The 18458-nt window shown below is 73.0% G+C and carries 15 protein-coding genes; 10 read left to right on the plus strand and 5 right to left on the minus strand.

Annotation, left to right across the window (positions count from 1 at the left end; translation table 11 throughout):
- Window positions 1-452: 452 nt before the first annotated feature.
- A complete protein-coding gene (locus ACFSHS_RS01910) occupies window positions 453-881 on the plus strand; it encodes an endonuclease domain-containing protein (RefSeq protein WP_376871053.1) in 429 nt (142 codons plus the stop codon).
- Between the two features lie 71 nt (window positions 882-952).
- Here ACFSHS_RS01910 and ACFSHS_RS01915 read toward each other — a convergent pair whose 3' ends face one another.
- Window positions 953-1423: a gamma-glutamylcyclotransferase family protein gene (locus ACFSHS_RS01915; protein WP_376871056.1), complete on the minus strand. Its 471-nt coding sequence runs from the start codon at window positions 1421-1423 to the stop codon at window positions 953-955.
- Between the two features lie 113 nt (window positions 1424-1536).
- Between ACFSHS_RS01915 and ACFSHS_RS01920 the strand changes: the two genes are divergently transcribed.
- From ACFSHS_RS01920 to ACFSHS_RS01930, 3 genes are all read left to right on the plus strand, one after another.
- Window positions 1537-2943: an NAD(P)H-quinone dehydrogenase gene (locus ACFSHS_RS01920; protein ID WP_376871059.1), complete on the plus strand. Its 1407-nt coding sequence runs from the start codon at window positions 1537-1539 to the stop codon at window positions 2941-2943.
- 118 nt (window positions 2944-3061) lie between these two features.
- A complete protein-coding gene (locus tag ACFSHS_RS01925; RefSeq protein ID WP_376871061.1) occupies window positions 3062-4744 on the plus strand; it encodes a zinc-dependent metalloprotease family protein in 1683 nt (560 codons plus the stop codon).
- Window positions 4745-4835: 91 nt separating this feature from the next.
- Complete coding sequence (locus ACFSHS_RS01930; protein WP_376871064.1) at window positions 4836-8780, plus strand: reprolysin-like metallopeptidase; 3945 nt, start codon at window positions 4836-4838, stop codon at window positions 8778-8780.
- 21 nt (window positions 8781-8801) lie between these two features.
- Here ACFSHS_RS01930 and ACFSHS_RS01935 read toward each other — a convergent pair whose 3' ends face one another.
- The 4 genes from ACFSHS_RS01935 to ACFSHS_RS01950 are packed head-to-tail and all read right to left on the minus strand — an operon-like array spanning window position 8802 to window position 13081.
- Complete coding sequence (locus ACFSHS_RS01935; RefSeq protein ID WP_376871066.1) at window positions 8802-10568, minus strand: acetyl/propionyl/methylcrotonyl-CoA carboxylase subunit alpha; 1767 nt, start codon at window positions 10566-10568, stop codon at window positions 8802-8804.
- A gap of 58 nt (window positions 10569-10626) precedes the next feature.
- Entirely contained in the window at window positions 10627-11235 is a 609-nt protein-coding gene (locus ACFSHS_RS01940) for a Maf family protein (RefSeq protein ID WP_376871068.1), read from the minus strand.
- Complete coding sequence (locus ACFSHS_RS01945) at window positions 11232-11453, minus strand: acyl-CoA carboxylase subunit epsilon (RefSeq protein WP_376871070.1); 222 nt, start codon at window positions 11451-11453, stop codon at window positions 11232-11234. Before ACFSHS_RS01945 ends, ACFSHS_RS01940 begins: the two co-directional genes overlap by 4 nt.
- Complete coding sequence (locus tag ACFSHS_RS01950; RefSeq protein ID WP_376871072.1) at window positions 11453-13081, minus strand: acyl-CoA carboxylase subunit beta; 1629 nt, start codon at window positions 13079-13081, stop codon at window positions 11453-11455. Before ACFSHS_RS01950 ends, ACFSHS_RS01945 begins: the two co-directional genes overlap by 1 nt.
- Window positions 13082-13308: 227 nt before the next feature.
- Here ACFSHS_RS01950 and ACFSHS_RS01955 point away from each other — a divergent pair, with 227 nt between their 5' ends.
- The 6 genes from ACFSHS_RS01955 (at window position 13309) to ACFSHS_RS01980 (ending at window position 18431) form a co-directional block, all read left to right on the plus strand.
- A complete protein-coding gene (locus ACFSHS_RS01955) occupies window positions 13309-13830 on the plus strand; it encodes a phosphatase PAP2 family protein (protein ID WP_376871075.1) in 522 nt (173 codons plus the stop codon).
- Between the two features lie 5 nt (window positions 13831-13835).
- A complete protein-coding gene (locus ACFSHS_RS01960; protein WP_376871077.1) occupies window positions 13836-14801 on the plus strand; it encodes a decaprenyl-phosphate phosphoribosyltransferase in 966 nt (321 codons plus the stop codon).
- Window positions 14794-16164, plus strand: coding sequence for an FAD-binding protein (locus ACFSHS_RS01965; protein ID WP_376871079.1), 1371 nt, complete (start codon window positions 14794-14796; stop codon window positions 16162-16164). Before ACFSHS_RS01960 ends, ACFSHS_RS01965 begins: the two co-directional genes overlap by 8 nt.
- A complete protein-coding gene (locus ACFSHS_RS01970; RefSeq protein WP_376871081.1) occupies window positions 16161-16916 on the plus strand; it encodes a decaprenylphospho-beta-D-erythro-pentofuranosid-2-ulose 2-reductase in 756 nt (251 codons plus the stop codon). The genes ACFSHS_RS01965 and ACFSHS_RS01970 overlap by 4 nt, the downstream gene beginning before the upstream one ends.
- A gap of 33 nt (window positions 16917-16949) precedes the next feature.
- Window positions 16950-17783, plus strand: coding sequence for a biotin--[acetyl-CoA-carboxylase] ligase (locus ACFSHS_RS01975; protein WP_376871083.1), 834 nt, complete (start codon window positions 16950-16952; stop codon window positions 17781-17783).
- 63 nt (window positions 17784-17846) lie between these two features.
- A complete protein-coding gene (locus tag ACFSHS_RS01980) occupies window positions 17847-18431 on the plus strand; it encodes a PH domain-containing protein (RefSeq protein WP_376871086.1) in 585 nt (194 codons plus the stop codon).
- Window positions 18432-18458: the final 27 nt, after the last annotated feature.

Raw genomic sequence — 18458 nt, forward strand, 5'->3', positions numbered from 1 at the left:
CTTCACCCGTGAGCAGGCGCTGGAGAGCTACTCCGTCGCGGAGGTCCGCTCCTTCCTCCGGCGCCGCGAGTGGCGTCGCACCCCCTGGCCAGGGCTCTACGCCGACGGTGAACTACCGGACGATGTCCCCACGCTGATCCGGGCCGCGGCCCTGTGGCTCGGTGGGGACCTCGTCGTGTGCCACTCCACCGCTGCATCGCTCTGGGGATTCGACCTGCGCTCCCCGGACGCGGTTCGGGCCGGACGCCTGCATTTCCTGGGCCCGGCCGACATGGACAACCGGCTGCTCGCCGGCCTGCAGGTGCATCCGTCGTCCGTGGGCACCGACGACGCCGTCCTGCGGGCGGGGGTGTGGTGCACGCCGCCGGACCGGACGGCGTGTGACGTCGCCCGGCTGGGCGCGCCGATCGATGCTCTGGCGACCCTCGACGCCGCACTCCGGAGCGGGGCGTGTGACGCCGACCAGCTGGGCCTTGGCGCGCATCCGGCAGCGGGGTCTCCGGGGGGTCGCCCGCCTGGACCGGCTCATCCCGGTGGCCGACGGTCGAGCCGAGTCGCCCATGGAATCGCGGATGCGGTGGCGGTTCATCGACGGCGGCCTGCCGGCACCCGACCTGCAGATCGACGTGGTCGACGGGCTTCGTCGCCACCGACTGGACATGGGCTGGCGCGACCGGCGGCTCGGAGTCGAGTTCGACGGGCTCGAGGCGCACATGACGCGCGGCCAGCTCGCCGCCGACAGGGACCGGCACAATTGGTTGACCGAACACGACTGGCGCCTGCTGCACTTCACCGCGGTCGACGTCTACCGGCGCTGGGAGGCGATGGTGGCGATCGTCCGCCGCCACTTGACCGGCCCCGGCCGCGCGATCATGGCGTGACAACCACTCCGGCGGCCCGGATGGTGGTCACGGCGCCATGATCGCGCCGAAGTGAGGAGAGGAGAGGGGCGTCAGACGCCGGTGGAGCGGCACTCGCGGGAGCGGAGGTCGACCAGGTAGTCCTGCGGCGCCCCGGCGGCCTCGGCGGCGTCGGCCAGGGCGCCCAGGTAGCGGGCCGAGGGCAGGCCGCCCTCGAACGCGTCGAGCACGTAGACGTAGGCGACGACGTCACCGCCGAGGGTGTGCACCCGCAGGTGCAGCTTCCGGTACAGCCCGAGGTCGGCGCCCTCCCACGCGTCCAGCGCCTTCTCGTCGGCCTCGGTGAGGTCGTAGAGCGCGACGAACACGCCCGGGGTGAGCGCCTCGTAGTCGTCCTCCGCGGGCACCAGGGTCGCCAGGGCGCCCTCCCAGCCGAACTCCTCGGCGCCGAAGGTGAGCCGCCAGCCGCGGATCCAACCCGTGCCCGTGTGCGGGGACGACGGACAGCGGCGCAGCATCTGCGCGGGATCCATGTTCGACCCGTAGGCGGCGTAGAGGCCCATCGCGCCGAGACTAACGACCGGATCCGGCGGGCCGAAGGACGCCGGTCGCAGCGATCCGCCGCCGCACCGGGGAGAATGGCCCCGAACGTCATCTCAGCTCCGGGGAAGGACCCATGACCCGCATCGTGATCATCGGCGGCGGACCGGCCGGCTACGAGGCCGCGCTGGTCGCCGCACAACTCGGTGCCCAGGTCACCGTCATCGAGCGCGACGGCATGGGCGGGGCGAGCGTGCTCACCGACTGCGTCCCCTCCAAGGCCCTGATCGCCTCGGCCGAGGCCATGACGGCGGTGCGGGACTCGAAGGTCCTGGGGGTGCAGGGCGCCGAACCGGCCGGCGTCGGTCTCGACCTCGTCTCGGTCAACCACCGCGTCAAGGGGCTGGCCATGGCGCAGTCGGCCGACATCCACGCCCGGCTGGAGTCCGAGGGCGTGCGCATCGTCAAGGGCTCCGGCCGGCTGGCCGACGACGTGCCGGGCCTGGCCGCGCACGAGGTCGAGATCCTCGACGCCGACGGTCGGGTCGTCGACGAGATCGAGGGTGACGTCGTCCTCATCGCGACCGGCGCCGATCCGCGGGTCCTGCCCGGCTCCGAGCCCGACCACGAGCGGATCCTCGACTGGCGCGACGTCTACGACCTCGAGGAGATGCCCGAGCACCTCGTCGTCGTGGGCTCCGGCGTCACGGGCGCCGAGTTCGCCTCCGGCTACCTGGAGGCCGGCGTGCCGGTGACCCTCGTCTCGTCCCGCGACCGCGTGCTGCCGGGGGAGGACGCGGACGCCGCCGAGGTGCTCGAGGAGGTCTTCCAGTCCCGCGGCGGCCGGATCACCCAGAAGGGCCGGGCGGCCGCTGTCCGCCGGACGGAGAAGGGCGTTCTCGTGGAGCTCACCGACGGGCGCACCGTCGAGGGCTCGCACGCGCTGATGACCGTCGGCACCGTCCCCAACACCGCCGGGCTGAACCTCGAGTCGCACGGCGTCCAGGTCACCGAGGCCGGTCACGTGGTCGTCGACCGGGTCTCGCGCACGACGGTCCCGGGCATCTACGCCGCCGGCGACGTGACCGGCGTGTTCCAGCTCGCCTCGGTCGCGGCCATGCAGGGCCGGATCGCGATGTGGCACGCGCTCGGCGAGGCAGTGGCGCCCATCCGGCTGAAGACGGTGGCCGCGAACGTGTTCACCCACCCCGAGATCGCCACGGTCGGGGTCCAGGAGAAGTCGCTGGCCGACGATGCCGACATCGACGTCGTCCGGCTGCCGCTGGCGACCAACGCGCGGGCGAAGATGAGCGACCTGCGCGCCGGCTTCGTCAAGCTGTTCACCCGGCGCTCCACGGGCGTCGTGGTCGGCGGCGTCGTGGTGGCCCCCGGCGCCTCGGAGCTCGTGCTGCCGATCACGCTCGCCGTGACCAAGGGGCTGACCGCCGCCGATCTGGCGAACACCTTCTCGATCTACCCGTCGCTGTCGGGCTCGATCACGGAGGCCGGACGCCGGCTGATGGGCGTCGACGAGCTCTCCTGAGGCGGTAGCTCTGGGTCCGCCGGGGGCCCAGGGGCGGATGCGTCCACTGTGACGAGCGTTCCGCTCGATTTCCGGAGTTCGGTGCCGATGGGGCACGGCACCGCCGATGGAGCAGTGGATGCCTTCCGTCCACGCACGCCGTCCGCTGCGCTCCGCCGTGCTCACGGCGGCCCTCGCGTCGTCCGTCGTCCTCCCGGGTGCTGTCGCCGCGGCCGACGAGCCGGCCGGCACGGCCGTCGTCGGCCGGCTGGTTCAGGCCGTCGCCGAGGCGGCCCCCGACGAGCACGAGGACCACGCCGAGGAGGGCGCCCTCGCCTGGGTGCAGCCCGCCGACGGGAACGCCGTCCCGGTGGACGCCGACAGCGTCGCGGACATCCCGTCGGGCGCGACCGTCGAGCTCACGGTCGGCGGGGAGGTCGCCGACGACGTCAGCGACGACGCCGCGCTCGAGGTGCTGGAGAAGGAGGTCGTCGAGCTGCCGGCGGTGGCCCCCGCGCTCGCCCACCCGTCCGGGCTGACCAACCGCGTCACCGTCGTGCTCGTGCAGCCGGGCGGGGTCGCCGCCGACGGCGTCACCGAGGAGCAGATCGTCGACGCGGTCAACGGGCCGGTCGCCGAGTTCTGGGCGGAGCAGAGCAACGGCGCCGTCACGCTGGGGGCGGTCGACTCGCACGGTTGGACGCCGACCGTCACCGACTGCCGTGGCACCGCCGGGGACCTGTGGGCCGAGGTCGCCCGCAAGGTCGGGTTCGTCGCGGGGCCGGGCAACCACCTGCTGCTCTACCTCAGCAGCGCCGCCAAGGGCTGCGCCTTCGCCCTGGCCCAGGTCGGCACCGCGACGACGTCGGGCGGCAGCCTCTACGTGCAGACCACCACGCCCTCGGCGATCGCCCACGAGCTCGGCCACAACTTCGGCCTGGGTCACTCCTCGGGCAAGCAGTGCGACGCGGCCGTCGAGGGCGGCTCCTGCCGCACCGTCGGGTACCGCGACTATTACGACGTCATGGGCGTCTCGTGGGCGCGGATAGGCTCGCTCAACGCCCCGCAGGCCGCCCGCATCAAGCTGCTGCCCGAGACGCAGGTGCAGACCCTCGGCGTCCGCAGCGCCGTCACCACCGCGACGCTGGCGCCCCTGTCGGGCCGGTCGGGCATCCGGGCGCTGCGGCTCACCGACGCTGCCGGCGTCGACTACTGGCTGGAGTACCGGACGGCGACCGGTCGTGACGCGTGGCTCGGCACCCGGCACGACGTCCGTGCCCTCGACACCGGTGTGCTGCTCCGCCGCGCCGGGACGGCACTGCCCGACACCTCCGTGCTGCTCGACGCGACCCCGACCGCGGCCGCCGGCTGGGGCACCGACTTCCAGGCCGCGCTGCCCGTCGGGGTGGCGGTGCCGGTGTCCGGCGGTGACTTCTCGGTCGTCGTCCAGAGCGTCTCGGCCGCCGGCGCGGTGGTGTCGGTGACCCCCGTGCCCCCGACGGGCGAGGCGCCCGCCGCCGGCCGCGCGGCGACGCCGGAGGTCCCGGCCGGCACCGTGATGCCCGGCGCCGCCGCCCCACCGGCCGTCGCGCCCGCGGCGGCCGGCACCGTGATGCCCGGCGTCGCCGCCGCACCGGCCGTCGCGCCCCCGGTGGTCGCGGTCGCCGAGAGCGAGCCGCGCCCGGTCCGCACCGTCACCGCCCTCGACACCACGTCCCACACGTTCGGCGGCGAGAGGCTGCTCGTCGCAGCCGCCGGCGCCCTGCTGGTCGGCGCAACCCTCCTCGTCATCCGCAGGCTGCGCGCCCTACGCGCGCGCTGAGCCGGCGCGGTCTCGCCCGTCTGGGCGATCCGGTCGCGCACCCGACCTGCCGATGAACGAGTCGTTGGGATCCCGATCCAGGAGTTCGTGCATGCGTCGCCCCGGTCTGCGCCGGCCGCTCGGTACCGCCGTGACGGCCGCCGTCGTCCTGTCGCTGCTCGTCGCGCTGCCGACGGCCCAGGCGGAGGAGCCGACGGGGGAGACCGTCGTCGGCGAGCTCGTGCAGGCCTGGGCGGAGAACATCCACACGGCGGAGCCGGAGCCGCTCGACGGCAGGCAGGTGGAGGAGCACCCCGAGGGCGACCTCGTCAGCTGGGTCGAGACCGACTCGGGTGAGGCCGTGCGCGTGCTCACCGAGGACGTCGCGGACATCCCGGTGGGCTCCACGGTCGAGGTCACCGTGGGAGACGAGGTCACCGACGCCGCGGCCGAGGAGCAGGGGCTCGAACCCGCGCTCGAGGTGCTCGAGGCCACCGTCCTCGAGGCCGCGCCCGCGACCGATGCGCCGGTGGCGCCGGCCGGGACGGCGACCAACAGGGTGACCGTCGTCGGGGTCCTGCCGTCCGGGGTCACCCCGGGTGCGACGGTCCCGATCACCGACCTCACCGCCGTGGTCAACGGCGCGGTCAAGAGCTTCTGGGCCGAGCAGACCAACGGCGCCGTGCAGATCGAGGCGACTGCGCACCCCAGCTGGGTGACGCTGACGGCCGGCTGCAACGACTGGTTCGGCATGTGGCGCCAGGCCGACGCGGCGGTCAACTTCGACGGCACGCCCGGCAACGGCAACCACCTGCTGCTGTACCTGGGTGCCGCGGCGCAGAACTTCCCGACGTGCGCCGACGGGCTCGGCACCATCGGGTCCGGGCCCGGCGCCGGCGGCCTGCTCTACACCAAGGGCCTCCACCCCTCGATCATCGCCCACGAGCTGGGGCACAACTTCGGCCTCGGGCACGCCTCCGCGCTGTCCTGCGACTCCGGGACCGAGGAGGTGGCGGACAACTCCTGCCAGGTGGACGCCTACCACGACTGGTACGACGTGATGGGCTTCTCCTGGTCGCAGATGGGCACGCTCAACGCACCGCACGCCGCCCTCCTCGGGGTGCTGCCAGCCGGACAGCAAGCCACCACGCGGGCGCAGGACACCGGCACGCGCACGTACACACTGTCGCCCACGGGCGGGCGCACCGGGCTGCGCGCCGTGCGCCTCGTCGACGACGGCGGCATCGAGTACTGGCTGGAGTACCGGACGGCGACCGGCCGCGACGCATGGCTGCCGGGCACCCCCCTGCAGACCGGCGTGCAGCTGCGACGCGCGAGCGACGGTGACGACACCTCGCTGCTGATCGACGCGACCCCCGTGTCGGGTCAGAGGGGGGACGCCACGAAGTCCGCCCTGCCGGTCGGGACTCCGGTCACCGTGGCCGGCGGCGACTTCACCGTGACCGTGGACAGCGTCACATCGTCGGGCGCCACTGTTCGGGTGACCGCCGGCCGCGTGCCCGTGGGCACCTGGGAGACGCTCAACGCAACGGGCCCGACCCTGAGCATCGCCGGCTGGGTGTACGACCCGGACAACCCCGCGGCCGCCGTGCCGCTGCACGTCTACGTCGACGGCCGGCTGACGATCCTCTCGGCGAACCAGTCACGGTCCGACGTCCCGTCGCTGTCGCCGGGCGCCGGGACGTCCAACGGGTTCTCCTGGTCCACCACGCTGGCCCCGGGTGACCACCGGGTGTGCATCTACGCGATCGACGTCAACGATCCCTCCAAGCACACGGCGCTCGGTTGCCGCAGCCTCGGCACCCAGGTGTCGACTCCGGTCGGACGCTGGGAGTCCATGTCGGCGACCGGCTCGACGCTGTCCCTCGGCGGCTGGGCCTACGACCCCGACGACGGCGCCGGCGCGGTGCCGCTGCACGTCTGGGTCGACGGCCGGCTGGCCGTCGTCCCGGCGAACCAGTCACGGCCGGACGTGCAGAACGCCCAGGCCGCGGCGGGGACCTCCAACGGCTTCGCGGCGTCCATCCGGGTCAACCCGGGCGCGCACCGGGTGTGCATCTACGCCATCGACCTGAACATCTCGTCCAGGTACACCGAGCTGGGCTGCCGGTCGATCACCACCCAGATGGCGCTGCCCGTGGGCAACTGGGAGACGCTCGCCGGGTCGGGGTCGACGATCAGCGTCGCCGGGTGGGCCTTCGACCGGGACGACACCGGCCGGTCCGTGCCGCTGCACGTCTACATCGACGGTCGCCTGACGATCGTGACCGCTGACCGGTCGCGGCCGGACGTAGAGGGGATCCACCCCGGCGTGGGTACCGGCCACGGTTTCTCCTGGTCAGGGACCGTCCCCGCCGGTGATCACCGGGTGTGCGTGTACGCCATCGACACCGACCCGATCGGCGGCTACACCGCCCTGGGCTGCCGGACGGTCAGCACCCAGGTGCAGTCGCCCGTCGGCACCTGGGAGTCGCTGACGGCTGCCGGGTCGACGGTGAGGCTCGCGGGCTGGGCGTACGACCCCGACGACAACACCGGCGCCGTGCCGTTGCACGTGTGGGTCGACGGGCGGCTGACCATGCTGTCGGCCGACCGGTCGCGGCCGGACGTGCAGAGCGCGCACTCCGCGGCGGGTACCTCCAACGGATTCTCCGGCTCGGTGCAGGTCCACCCCGGGACGCACAGCGTCTGCATCTACGCCATCGACCTCAACATCACATCGCGGTACACCGGGCTGGGCTGCCGGACGATCACCACGCAGATGGCGCTGCCGGAGGGTGCGTGGGAGGGCCACTCGGCGTCCGGGTCGACGATCAGCATCACCGGCTGGACGTTCGACCGCGACGACACCGGCCGGTGGGTGCCGCTGCACGTCTACGTCGACGGCCGGCTGACGATCATCACCGCGGACCGGTCGCGGCCGGACGTCGGGGTCGCCAACCCCGGCACGGGCTCCGACCACGGATTCGCCTGGTCCGGCACGGTCCCGCCTGGTGAGCACCGGGTCTGCGTCTACGCCATCGACACCGACCCGATCGGGGGCTACACGGCGCTGGGCTGCCGGGCCATCGGCACGCAGGTGCAGCCGCCGATGGGCAACTGGGAGTCGCTGACGGCGTCCGGGCCCGCGATCAGCATCGGCGGCTGGGTGTTCGACGCCGACGACAACACCGCCGCGGTGCCGCTGCACGTCTACGTGGACGGCCGGCTGACCATCGTCCGCGCGGACCGGTCGCGTCCGGACGTGCCGGGCTTCGCACCCGGCGCCGGGACGTCGAACGGGTTCTCCTGGTCGGGCACCGTGCCGCCGGGCGACCACACCGTCTGCATCTACGCGATCGACGTCAACATCCCCTCGAAGTACACGAGCCTTGGCTGCCGGACGGTCGGCACGCAGGTGGCGGTGCCGGTGGGCACCTGGGAGACGCTGTCGGCGGCGGGCTCGTCGCTTGCGGTCGCCGGCTGGGCCTACGACCCCGACACCAACACCGGCGCCGTGCCGCTGCACGTCTGGGTCGACGGCAGGCTGACGGTCCTGAGCGCCGACCGTTCCCGGCCGGAGATCCAGTCGCAGTGGCCGGCGGCGGGCACCTCGAACGGCTTCTCGGGCTCGATCCGGGTCAACCCCGGTGCGCACAGCGTGTGCATCTACGCGATCGACCTGAACATCGCGTCGAAGTACACCGGCCTGGGCTGCCGGACGATCACCACCCAGCTGGCCCTCCCGGTGGGCAGCTGGGAGAGCCTGACCGCGTCCGGGTCGACGATCAGCCTCGCCGGGTGGACCTTCGACACCGACGACCACGCTCGCGCGGTGCCGCTGCATGTCTACGTCGACGGGCGGCTGACCATCATCACCGCCGACCGGACCCGGACCGACGTCGGGGCCGCCTTCCCCACCGCCGGCAACGACCACGGGTTCGCCTGGTCCGGTTCCGTGACCCCGGGGGAGCACCGGGTGTGCGTGTACGCCATCGACACCGACCCGATCGGCGGCTACACCGCCCTCGGCTGCCGGGCCATCACGACCAGCTGACCGACCGGGGCGGCCAGATGCTCAGTCCGCGTCGGCGATGATGCAGATGACCGCACCGCTGGTGACGGTGGCGCCGACCTCCGCCGACAGGCTCCGCACGGTGCCCGCCTTGTGCGCGACGATCGGCTGCTCCATCTTCATCGCCTCGAGGACGACGACGAGGTCACCGGCCTCGACGGCGTCCCCCTCCTCGACGGCGACCTTGACGATGGTGCCCTGCATCGGGGAGGTCAGGGAGTCGCCGGAGGTACCGGAGCCGCCGGACCCGGAGCCGCGCTTGCGCGGTTTGGCCGGCGCGCCCGCGGCGCCGCCACCGCCACCGCCACCGGCGGCCAGGCCGGCGGGCAGGGACACCTCGAGCCGCCGGCCGCCGACCTCGACGACGACGGTCTGGCGCGGCGTCTCCTCGTCGTGCTGGGCCGGGGCGGCGGCGTAGGGCTGGACCTGGTTGTCCCACTCCGTCTCGATCCAGCGCGTGTGCACGGTGAACGGCTCGCTGGTGAAGGCCTCGTCGCGGACGACGGCGCGGTGGAACGGGATCACGGTCGGCATGCCCTCCACGACCAGCTCGTCCAGGGCTCGCCGGGCACGCTGCAGGGCTTCCTGGCGGGTCGCCCCGGTCACGATCAGCTTGGCCAGCATCGAGTCGAACGCGCCGGCGACCTCGCCGCCGGTCTCGACGCCGGAGTCCCAGCGCACGCCGGGGCCCTGCGGGATCTCCAGGCGGTCGACAGGTCCCGGGGCCGGCATGAAGTTGCGGCCGGCATCCTCGGCGTTGATCCGGAACTCGATGCTGTGCCCGCGCGGCGTGGGGTCCTCGGGAATCTCCAGGGGCAGGCCCTGGGCGATGCGGAACTGCTGGCGCACGAGGTCGATGCCCGACGTCTCCTCCGACACCGGGTGCTCCACCTGCAGCCGGGTGTTCACCTCGAGGAAGGAGATCGAGCCGTCCGCCCCGACGAGGTACTCCACCGTGCCGGCGCCGTGGTATCCGGCCTCCGCGCAGATGGCCTTGGCGGAGGAGTGGATGCGCTCGCGCTGCTCGTCGGTGAGGAACGGCGCCGGGGCCTCCTCGACCAGCTTCTGGTTGCGCCGCTGCAGCGAGCAGTCGCGGGTGCCGACGACGACGACGTTCCCGTGCGTGTCGGCGAGGACCTGCGCCTCGACGTGCCGCGGCTTGTCCAGGAAGCGCTCGACGAAGCACTCGCCGCGGCCGAAGGCGGAGACGGCCTCGCGGACGGCGGAGTCGAACAGCTCCGGGATCTCCTCCTTGGTGCGGGCCACCTTCAGCCCACGCCCGCCGCCGCCGAACGCCGCCTTGATCGCCACCGGGAGACCGTGCTCCTCGGCGAAGGCGACGACCTCCTCGGCGCCGCCGACCGGGTTCTTCGTGCCGGGCACGAGAGGAGCGCCGGCCTTGGTGGCGATGTGCCGGGCCTGCACCTTGTCGCCGAGCGCGACGATCGCCTCGGGGGAGGGCCCGATCCACGTCAGGCCGGCGTCGATGACCGCCTGCGCGAAGCCGGCGTTCTCCGACAGGAAGCCGTAACCGGGGTGGACCGAGTCGGCGCCGGACTTCTTCGCCGCGTCGAGGATCTTGTCGATGACCAGGTAGGAGTCACCGGGCGTCGTCCCGCCGAGGGCGAAGGCCTCGTCGGCCATCCGCACGTGCAGCGCGTCCCGGTCGGGCTCGGCGTAGACGGCGACGCTGGTCAGACCCTCGTCCTTGCAGGCGCGTGCCACGCGCACCGCGATCTCACCGCGGTTGGCGATCAGGACCTTCTGCACCGGCGTACTCCTTCGTCGAGTCGAGCGGTCGAACTGTAGTGCTGGGTGGGACGGCGGCTCAGCGGCGCCAGAGGTCGGTGATGGCCAGGCCCCGCTTGGCGAGCTGGGTGCGCAGGACGGTGAGGGACAGCCCGACCACCGCCGCCGGGTCCCCTTCCACGCGGCGGACGAACGGGGCCCCCAGGCCGTCGAGGGTGAAGGCCCCCGCCACCGCGAGCGGCTCACCCGTGGCCAGGTAGGCCTCGATCTCCTGCGGGGTCGGCGTCGCGAAGTACACGACGGTCGACGCGACGGCGATGTCCCGGCTCACCACGGCGCCGTCCTGGACGTCGAACAGCGCCTGGCCGGTGTGCAGGATCCCGGACCGGCCGCCCATCCGGCGCCAGCGGTCGCGGACCTCGGCGGCGTCGGCGGGCTTGCCCAGCGGCTTGCCGTGGAACTCCAGCAGCGAGTCGGCGCCGATCACCAGCGCGTCGGTCTCCTGCCTGGCCACGGCGGTGGCCTTGGCGGCGGCGAGGAGGGCCACCTGCTCGGCCACCCGGGGCGCCTGCACGGTGGACTCGTCCACCTGGCTCACCACGACCTCGGGGGCCAGGCCGGCCTGGCGCAGCAGCGACAGCCGGGCCGGTGACGCCGACGCGAGGACGAGCCTGCGCTCCCGGGTCACGCGAACCGCCCGGAGGCGCGCCAGCCGCCGTGCCCCGCCTGCAGCGGACGGCGGTGGGCGTCGGCGTAGGAGGCCCACGCCCCGACGGGGGTCGGACGGCGGCGGGGGCGGCGCTGCGACAGGGCGGCCACGACCACGGTCAGGGCGGCCAGTTCCTCCGCCGAGGGCTCGCCCTTCACGACCCGCAGGAGCGGGCGCTCGGAAAGTTGCTCGGTCATCAGAGGGGGATGTTCCCGTGCTTCTTCGGCGGCAGGGTCTGGCGCTTGTTGGCCAGCACGCGCAGGGCCTTGGTGACCTGCACGCGCGTGTGCGACGGCGGGATCACCGCGTCGACGTACCCGCGGTCGGCGGCGACGTAGGGGTTGGCGAGGGTGTCCTCGTACTCCGCGATCAGCTCGGCCCGGCGGGCCTCGGGGTCGTCGGCCGCAGCGAGCTCCTTGCGGTAGAGGATCCCGACCGCGCCCTGCGCCCCGACGACGGCGATCTGCGCGCTCGGCCACGCGAGGTTGACGTCGGCGCCCAGGTGCTTGGAGCCCATGACGTCGTAGGCGCCGCCGTAGGCCTTGCGGGTGATCACGGTCACCTTCGGGACGGTGGCCTCGGCGTAGGCGTAGATGAGCTTGGCGCCGCGACGGATGATGCCCTCCCACTCCTGCGACGTCCCCGGGAGGAAGCCCGGGACGTCGACGAAGGTGAGGACCGGGATGTTGAAGGCGTCGCACGTGCGCACGAACCGCGCCGCCTTCTCGCTGGCGTCGATGTCGAGGGTGCCGGCGAACTGGGTGGGCTGGTTGGCCACGATGCCCACCGGGCGCCCCTCGACCCGGCCGAAGCCGATCAGGATGTTCGGGGCGAACAGCGGCTGCACCTCGAGGAACTCGCCGTCGTCGAGGACGTGCTCGATGACGGTGTGCATGTCGTAGGGGGTGTTCGCCGAGTCGGGGATGAAGGTGTCGAGCTCGAGGTCCTCGTCGGTGAGGGCGTCGGGGAGCACCGTCTCCACCGGCGCGACGTCCAGCGCCGGGAGCGGGTCGAGGTTGTTGCTCGGCAGGTAGGACAGCAGCGCCTTGACGTAGTCGAGGGCGTCGTTCTCGTCCTCGGCGAGGTAGTGGGCCACGCCGGACTTCGTGTTGTGCGTGCGGGCGCCGCCCAGTTCCTCGAGCGTGACGTCCTCACCGGTCACGGTCTTCACCACGTCGGGGCCGGTGATGAACATCTGGCTGGTCTTGTCGACCATCACGATGAAGTCGGTGAGCGCGGGGGAGTAGACGTGGCCGCCGGCCGCCGGCCCCATCACCAGCGAGATCTGCGGGATGACGCCCGAGGCGTGCACGTTGCGCCGGAAGATCTCCCCGTAGAGCCCCAGGGAGACCACGCCCTCCTGGATGCGCGCGCCCCCGCCCTCGTTGATGCCGATCATGGGGCAGCCGTTCGTCACGGCGAAGTCGAGGACCTTCACGATCTTCTCGCCGTAGACCTCGCCCAGGCTGCCGCCGAAGACGGTGACGTCCTGGGAGAAGATCGCCACCGGGCGCCCGTCGACCGTGCCGTAGCCGGTGACGACGCCGTCGCCGAACGGGCGCTTGTCCGCCATGCCGAAATTGGTCGACCGGTGCCGGGCGAACTCGTCGAACTCGGTGAACGATCCCGGGTCCAGCAGCGCCTCGATCCGCTCGCGGGCGGTCATCTTGCCCGCGGCGTGCTGCTTCTCCACCGCCCGCTCGGAGCCCGCGTGCGTGGCCTCCTGCACGCGCCGCTCGAGGTCGGCCAGCTTCCCGGCGGTGGTGTGGATGTCGATGTCGTCGGGGACGTGCTCCCCGGCGCTCTCGAGTTCGGCGGCGCTCACAGCGCCGTAGCGTAGGGGGCCGCTCCGGACAGCCTCCATCCCGCTCCGCCGGGTCCCTCGATCAGGGGCCGATGTGCGCGTCCACCCGTGGGCCGTGGGAGCGCGGCGCTGGTCGACACCGGAGGTGGCCGGTCGGAGACCTCGGCGCGCCGATCAGGCCACACGCCGAAGGGGGCAACCTCGGTGCGGCAGGGCCCCGGACCCTCTCGTTGATTACAGTCCGGAGGATGCCCGCCTCCGGAACCGCCCTACCGGTCCGCCTCGACCACGCGGTCCTGCGCGGCACCCGGCGGGTGCTGGGGGGCACCGCTGCAGTGCCGGTGGCGCGCGGCTTGTCGTTGTCCGGAGACCATGCCCTCGGCTGGATCGCGTTCGGCACGGTCGGTTCCCTGGCGTCCCGGCGTCCTGAGCCCTGGCGCACCGCCGTGGTCGGCGTCGTGGCGGCGCATGCCGCCGGGGCGGCGCTCAAGCGGCTCGTCCCACGCCCGCGGCCCACGTTCCCGGACGTCCCGGCACTCGTGGCGGCGCCCAGCGCGCCGTCCTTCCCGAGTGCGCACAGCTGCTCCACGACAGCCGCCGCGGTGGGCTTCGGCCCACTGATCGGCCGGCCGGTCATGGCGACGGCGACCGGTCTGATGCTCGTGAGCCGGCTTCTGCTCGGCGTGCACTACCCCTCCGACGTCCTGTCCGGCGCGGCGCTGGGAGCGACGGTCGCCGCCGTCGTCCGCCGACGGGGCGGCATGGCATGAAAGGCATGACCGTGCGACCCGACGCTGGCGACCAGGCAGGTCACCCGGCTGCGCTGCTCGCGGAGTCCTCCGCGGTGACCCGGGCAGCGGGCTTCCGTGGATCCTTGGCCTGGGGCCTGGTCCGCGCCCTGCGCCCCAGCCAGTGGGTCAAGAACCTGCTGGTCTTCGCGGCCCCGCTGGCGGCCGGCGCGCTGACGGACCCGGACGTCGTCGTTCCCGCCGCGGTGGCCTTCGTGCTCTTCTGCGTCGCGTCGTCCGGGGTGTACCTGGTCAACGACTCGATCGACGTCGAAGACGATCGACGTCACCCGCGCAAGCGTTTCCGACCCATCGCCTCGGGCGTCGTACCCCGATGGCTGGCCGTCGCCCTGGCCGTCCTGCTCTTCGCCGTGGCGCTCTCGGCTGCGGCGGTCTTCACGCGGCCGGAGCTGGCGTGGGTCCTGGGCAGCTACGTCGTCCTCCAGCTCGCCTACTGCGTGGCGTTGAAGAACCAGCTCGTCCTCGACCTCGCGGTGGTGGCGTCGGGCTTCCTGCTGCGTGGCGTCGCCGGCGGCGTCGCTGCGGGCCTGCTGCTCTCGCAGTGGTTCCTGCTCGTGGCCGCCTTCGGGTCGCTGTTCATGGTGGCCGGCAAGCGGTACTCGGAACTGGTGCTCGTCGGCCAGGCAGCCGAGACCCGTAGGACCTTGCAGGAGTACTCGGCGAGCTACCTGCGGTTCGTCTGGAGCCTGTCGGCCGGCGTGGCCTGCACCGCCTACAGCTTGTGGGCCTTCGAGATGGGGGGCGTCCGGGAAGGCGTCCCGTGGTCGACCTTGTCGATCGCCCCGTTCGTCCTGGCGATCCTGCGCTACGCCGTGGACGTCGACAAGGGCAGTGCGGGTGCTCCCGAGGAGCTCGTGCTGCGCGACCCGGTCCTGCTGAGCCTCGGAGTGGTGTGGGCGGCCACCTTCCTGCCGGGCGTCTTCGGTGCCTGAGCCCCGGCTCCCAGGGGCCGAGCGGGTGGAGCTCACCGGGTGGGGCCGGACGGCGCCCACTCCGGCGACCCTCGTCCCGATCCGGGGTGAGGACGATGCGCGGTCGGCGCTGGCCCTCGGCGCGGCGCGCGGCGTCGTCGCCCGTGGCCTTGCCCGCAGCTACGGCGACGCCGCGCAGAACGCCGGTGGAGCGGTGCTGGACATGACCAGGGCCGACCGGGTCCTGGCCGTCGACCTCGCCGCCGGAGAGGTCGAGGTCGAGGCCGGCGTCTCGCTCGACCGGCTGATGAACCAGTTCGTGCCCCAGGGTCTGTTCGTGCCGGTCACCGCCGGCACGAGGTACGTGACCGTGGGTGGTGCGATCGCCGCGGACATCCACGGGAAGAACCACCACGTCGCCGGGAGCTTCGCCCAGCACGTGCGGTGGCTGGACCTCCTGCTCGCCGACGGCACCGTCCGCCGCACGGGGCCCGACCAGGATGCAGACCTGTTCTGGGCCACAGCGGGGGGCATGGGGCTCACCGGCGTCATCCTGCGCGCTCGGGTGCGGATGAAGCGCATCGAGTCCTCGCAGATCCTGGTCGACACGGATCGGACGCCCGACCTCGACTCGCTCATGACCCTGCTCACGGAGACGGACCACCTGTACGACTACTCGGTGGCCTGGATCGACTGCGTCGCCAGGGGCCGGAGGATGGGACGGTCGGTGCTCACCCGTGGCCGGTTCGCCCGGCGTGGCGAGCTGGCGTCCCGGAACCAGGCCGACCCCCTCCGCTACTCGGGCTCGGTCAAGCTGTCGGTACCCGACGTCTTCCCACCCGGCCTGCTGAACCGCGCGACGGTGACGGCCTTCAACGAGGTCTGGTACCGCAAGTCACCGAGGCGCAAGCGGGGCCAGCTCCAGAGCATCCCCACCTTCTTCCACCCCCTCGACGGGGTCGGGAACTGGAACCGCGTCTACGGCCCGCGCGGCTTCGTGCAGTACCAGTTCACCGTCCCCTTCGGGCGGGAGGAGGCGATGCGTGAGGCGCTGGTGCGGATCAGCCGTTCCGGTCACGCCTCCTTCCTCGCCGTCCTGAAGCGGTTCGGTCAGGGGAACCCCGGCATGCTGTCCTACCCGTCGCCCGGCTGGACCCTCGCCCTCGACATCCCCGTCGTCACGGGCCTGGCGGCGCTGCTCGACCAGCTCGACGAGCTGGTCGTCGAGGCCCGCGGCCGGATCTACCTGGCCAAGGACAGCCGGGTCCGGCCCGAGCTGTTCGAGCGGATGTACCCGCGCCTGGAGGACTTCCGGGCGGTGCGGAAGCAGCTGGACCCGGAGAGTGTCTTCACGTCGGACCTCGCCAGGCGGCTCGCGCTGTGATCGACGCCCTCGGGTCCATCGGTTCGCTCCTGCTCGTCGGGGGCACGTCCGACATCGCCGTCGCCACGGCCCGGCGATATCTGGCGGAGCGCCCGCTGAGGGTGGTCCTCGCTGCCCGGGACACTCCTCGCCGCGCCGCCGTGGCGGACGAACTGACCGCCGCGGGGGCGCGCGTCGAGGTGGTCGACTTCGACGCCGACGACCCCGGCTCGCCTGCCCGGGTCGTGCAGCGAGCGGCCGCGGGCGGCGACATCGACGTCGCGGTCGTCGCCTTCGGACAGCTGGGGGATGCCGAGCGACTGCTCGTGGACCCCGAGGCCGTCGGCCGTCTCGGTCACGTCAACTACGTGGTGCCCGCCGTCGTCGGCACCGAACTGGCCAACCGCATGCGCGAGCAGGGCCACGGGGTCATCGTGGCCCTGTCATCGGTCGCCGGCGAGCGACCCCGGGCGTCGAACTTCGTCTACGGCTCCACGAAGGCCGGCCTGGATGCCTTCTTCAGTGGCCTCGGCGACTCCCTCGTCGGCACCGGCGTCTCGGTGCTGGTCGTCCGGCCCGGGTTCGTACGGTCCAAGATGACGGCCGGCCGGCCGGAGGCGCCGCTCGCCACGACCCCGGACGCCGTGGCCGAGGCGATCGTCACCGGCATCCGCGGGGGTCGGCACACCGTCTGGGTCCCGGGCACCATGCGCTGGGTGATGAGCGGCCTGCGGCACCTACCCCGCGCCGTCTTCCGCAGGCTGCCCGTCTGAGCGGCACGCCTCCCGGGCCGTAGCGTGATCGACGTGCCTCCCTCCCGCTGGTCCGATCTGGAGCGTCCGGCCCTCGACGGCCCGGCACTCGCCGCCGCCCTGACCCGGGACAGCCGGCTGTGGCGGTCGTTGGAGGTGGTGGAGGAGATCGGGTCGACGAACGCGGAGCTGATCGCCGCCGCGGCGGCCGACGAACCCGAGGGCCTCGTCCTCGTGGCCGAGCACCAGATCTCCGGCCGGGGCCGGCTGGACCGGGTCTGGACGTCGCCGCCGCGCGCCGGTCTGACCGTCTCGTTCCTGCTGCGGCCCGACGTGCCCGCCGCACGGCGGGGATGGCTGCCACTGCTCACCGGGGTGGCCCTGGGCGAGGCGGTCGGCGAGGTCACCGGTGTCCGGGCGTCGCTGAAGTGGCCCAACGACCTGCTCGCCCTCGACGGCCGGAAGCTGGCCGGCATCCTGGCCGAGACGACGTCGTCACCCACCCGCCCGACGGCGGTCGTCGTCGGCGTGGGCCTGAACGTGTCCACCACGGCGGCGGAGCTGCCGGAGACGGGTACGTCCCTCTCCCGGGTGACGGGGGCGACGGTGGACCGCGCGCCGGTGCTGCTGGCCTTCCTCCGCGCCGTGGAGCGCCGGTACCGCGGGTGGACGGCGGCGCTCGGCGACCCGGTGTCCTCGGGTTTGGTGGGCGACTACCTGGCCTGGTCCTCGACGGTCGGCAGCGACGTCGTCGTCAGCCTGCCGGACGGCTCGACGCTGGAGGGCCGCGCGCAGGCGATCGACTGGGACGGCCGGCTCGTGGTCGCCACGCCCGAGGGCCAGGTGGAACTGGCCTCCGGGGACGTGCGGCACGTGCGGCGGGTGTGACGGCGGAGGCGGTCGCTGCGCGCGGTCCCTGACGGCGCACCGGGTCTGGGTCATCCTGGGGGAGTGCCGTATCCCGACAAGCTCCTCTCAGAGGACGAAGAGGTCGTCCGGCACCTGCACCCGCACGGGCTGACCCTGTTCTGGCCGGTCGTCCGGCTGCTCCTGATCGTCGGCGCGGCCTCGTTCGGCACGGCCGCGATACCGGCCGGCCGGCAGCAGGGCATCCTGCGGATGGTCGTCCTGGCGGTCGCGGTCGTCCTGCTCCTGAGGCTCGTGGCTGTGCCGCTGCTGCGCTGGCGGACGACGCACTACGTGATCACGACCCACCGCCTGCTGTTCCGCGAGGGCATCCTGTCCCGTCGCGGCCGCGACCTCCCGTTGGCGCGCATCACCGACGTCTCGTACCGGCAGACGCTGTGGGAGCGGATCATCCGGTCCGGCTCGCTGACCATCGAGTCGGCAGGCGAGGGCGGGCCCACCGTCCTGCGCCGGATCCCCGACAGCGACGGCGTGCAACAGCTCCTCCACCACATGATCGAGGAGGACGCCGACCGCCGGTTCGAGGAGAGCGCCGGCCAGCTCGGCGGGTACTCCGGTCCCCTCGGCGCGTTCCACGACGGCAGCACGGCGCCACAGCGGTACCACTGACCCCTCCGATGCTGTGGGACCGGTCCG

Source organism: Blastococcus deserti (genome assembly GCF_042682525.1).
GTDB lineage: Bacteria > Actinomycetota > Actinomycetes > Mycobacteriales > Geodermatophilaceae > Blastococcus_B > Blastococcus_B deserti.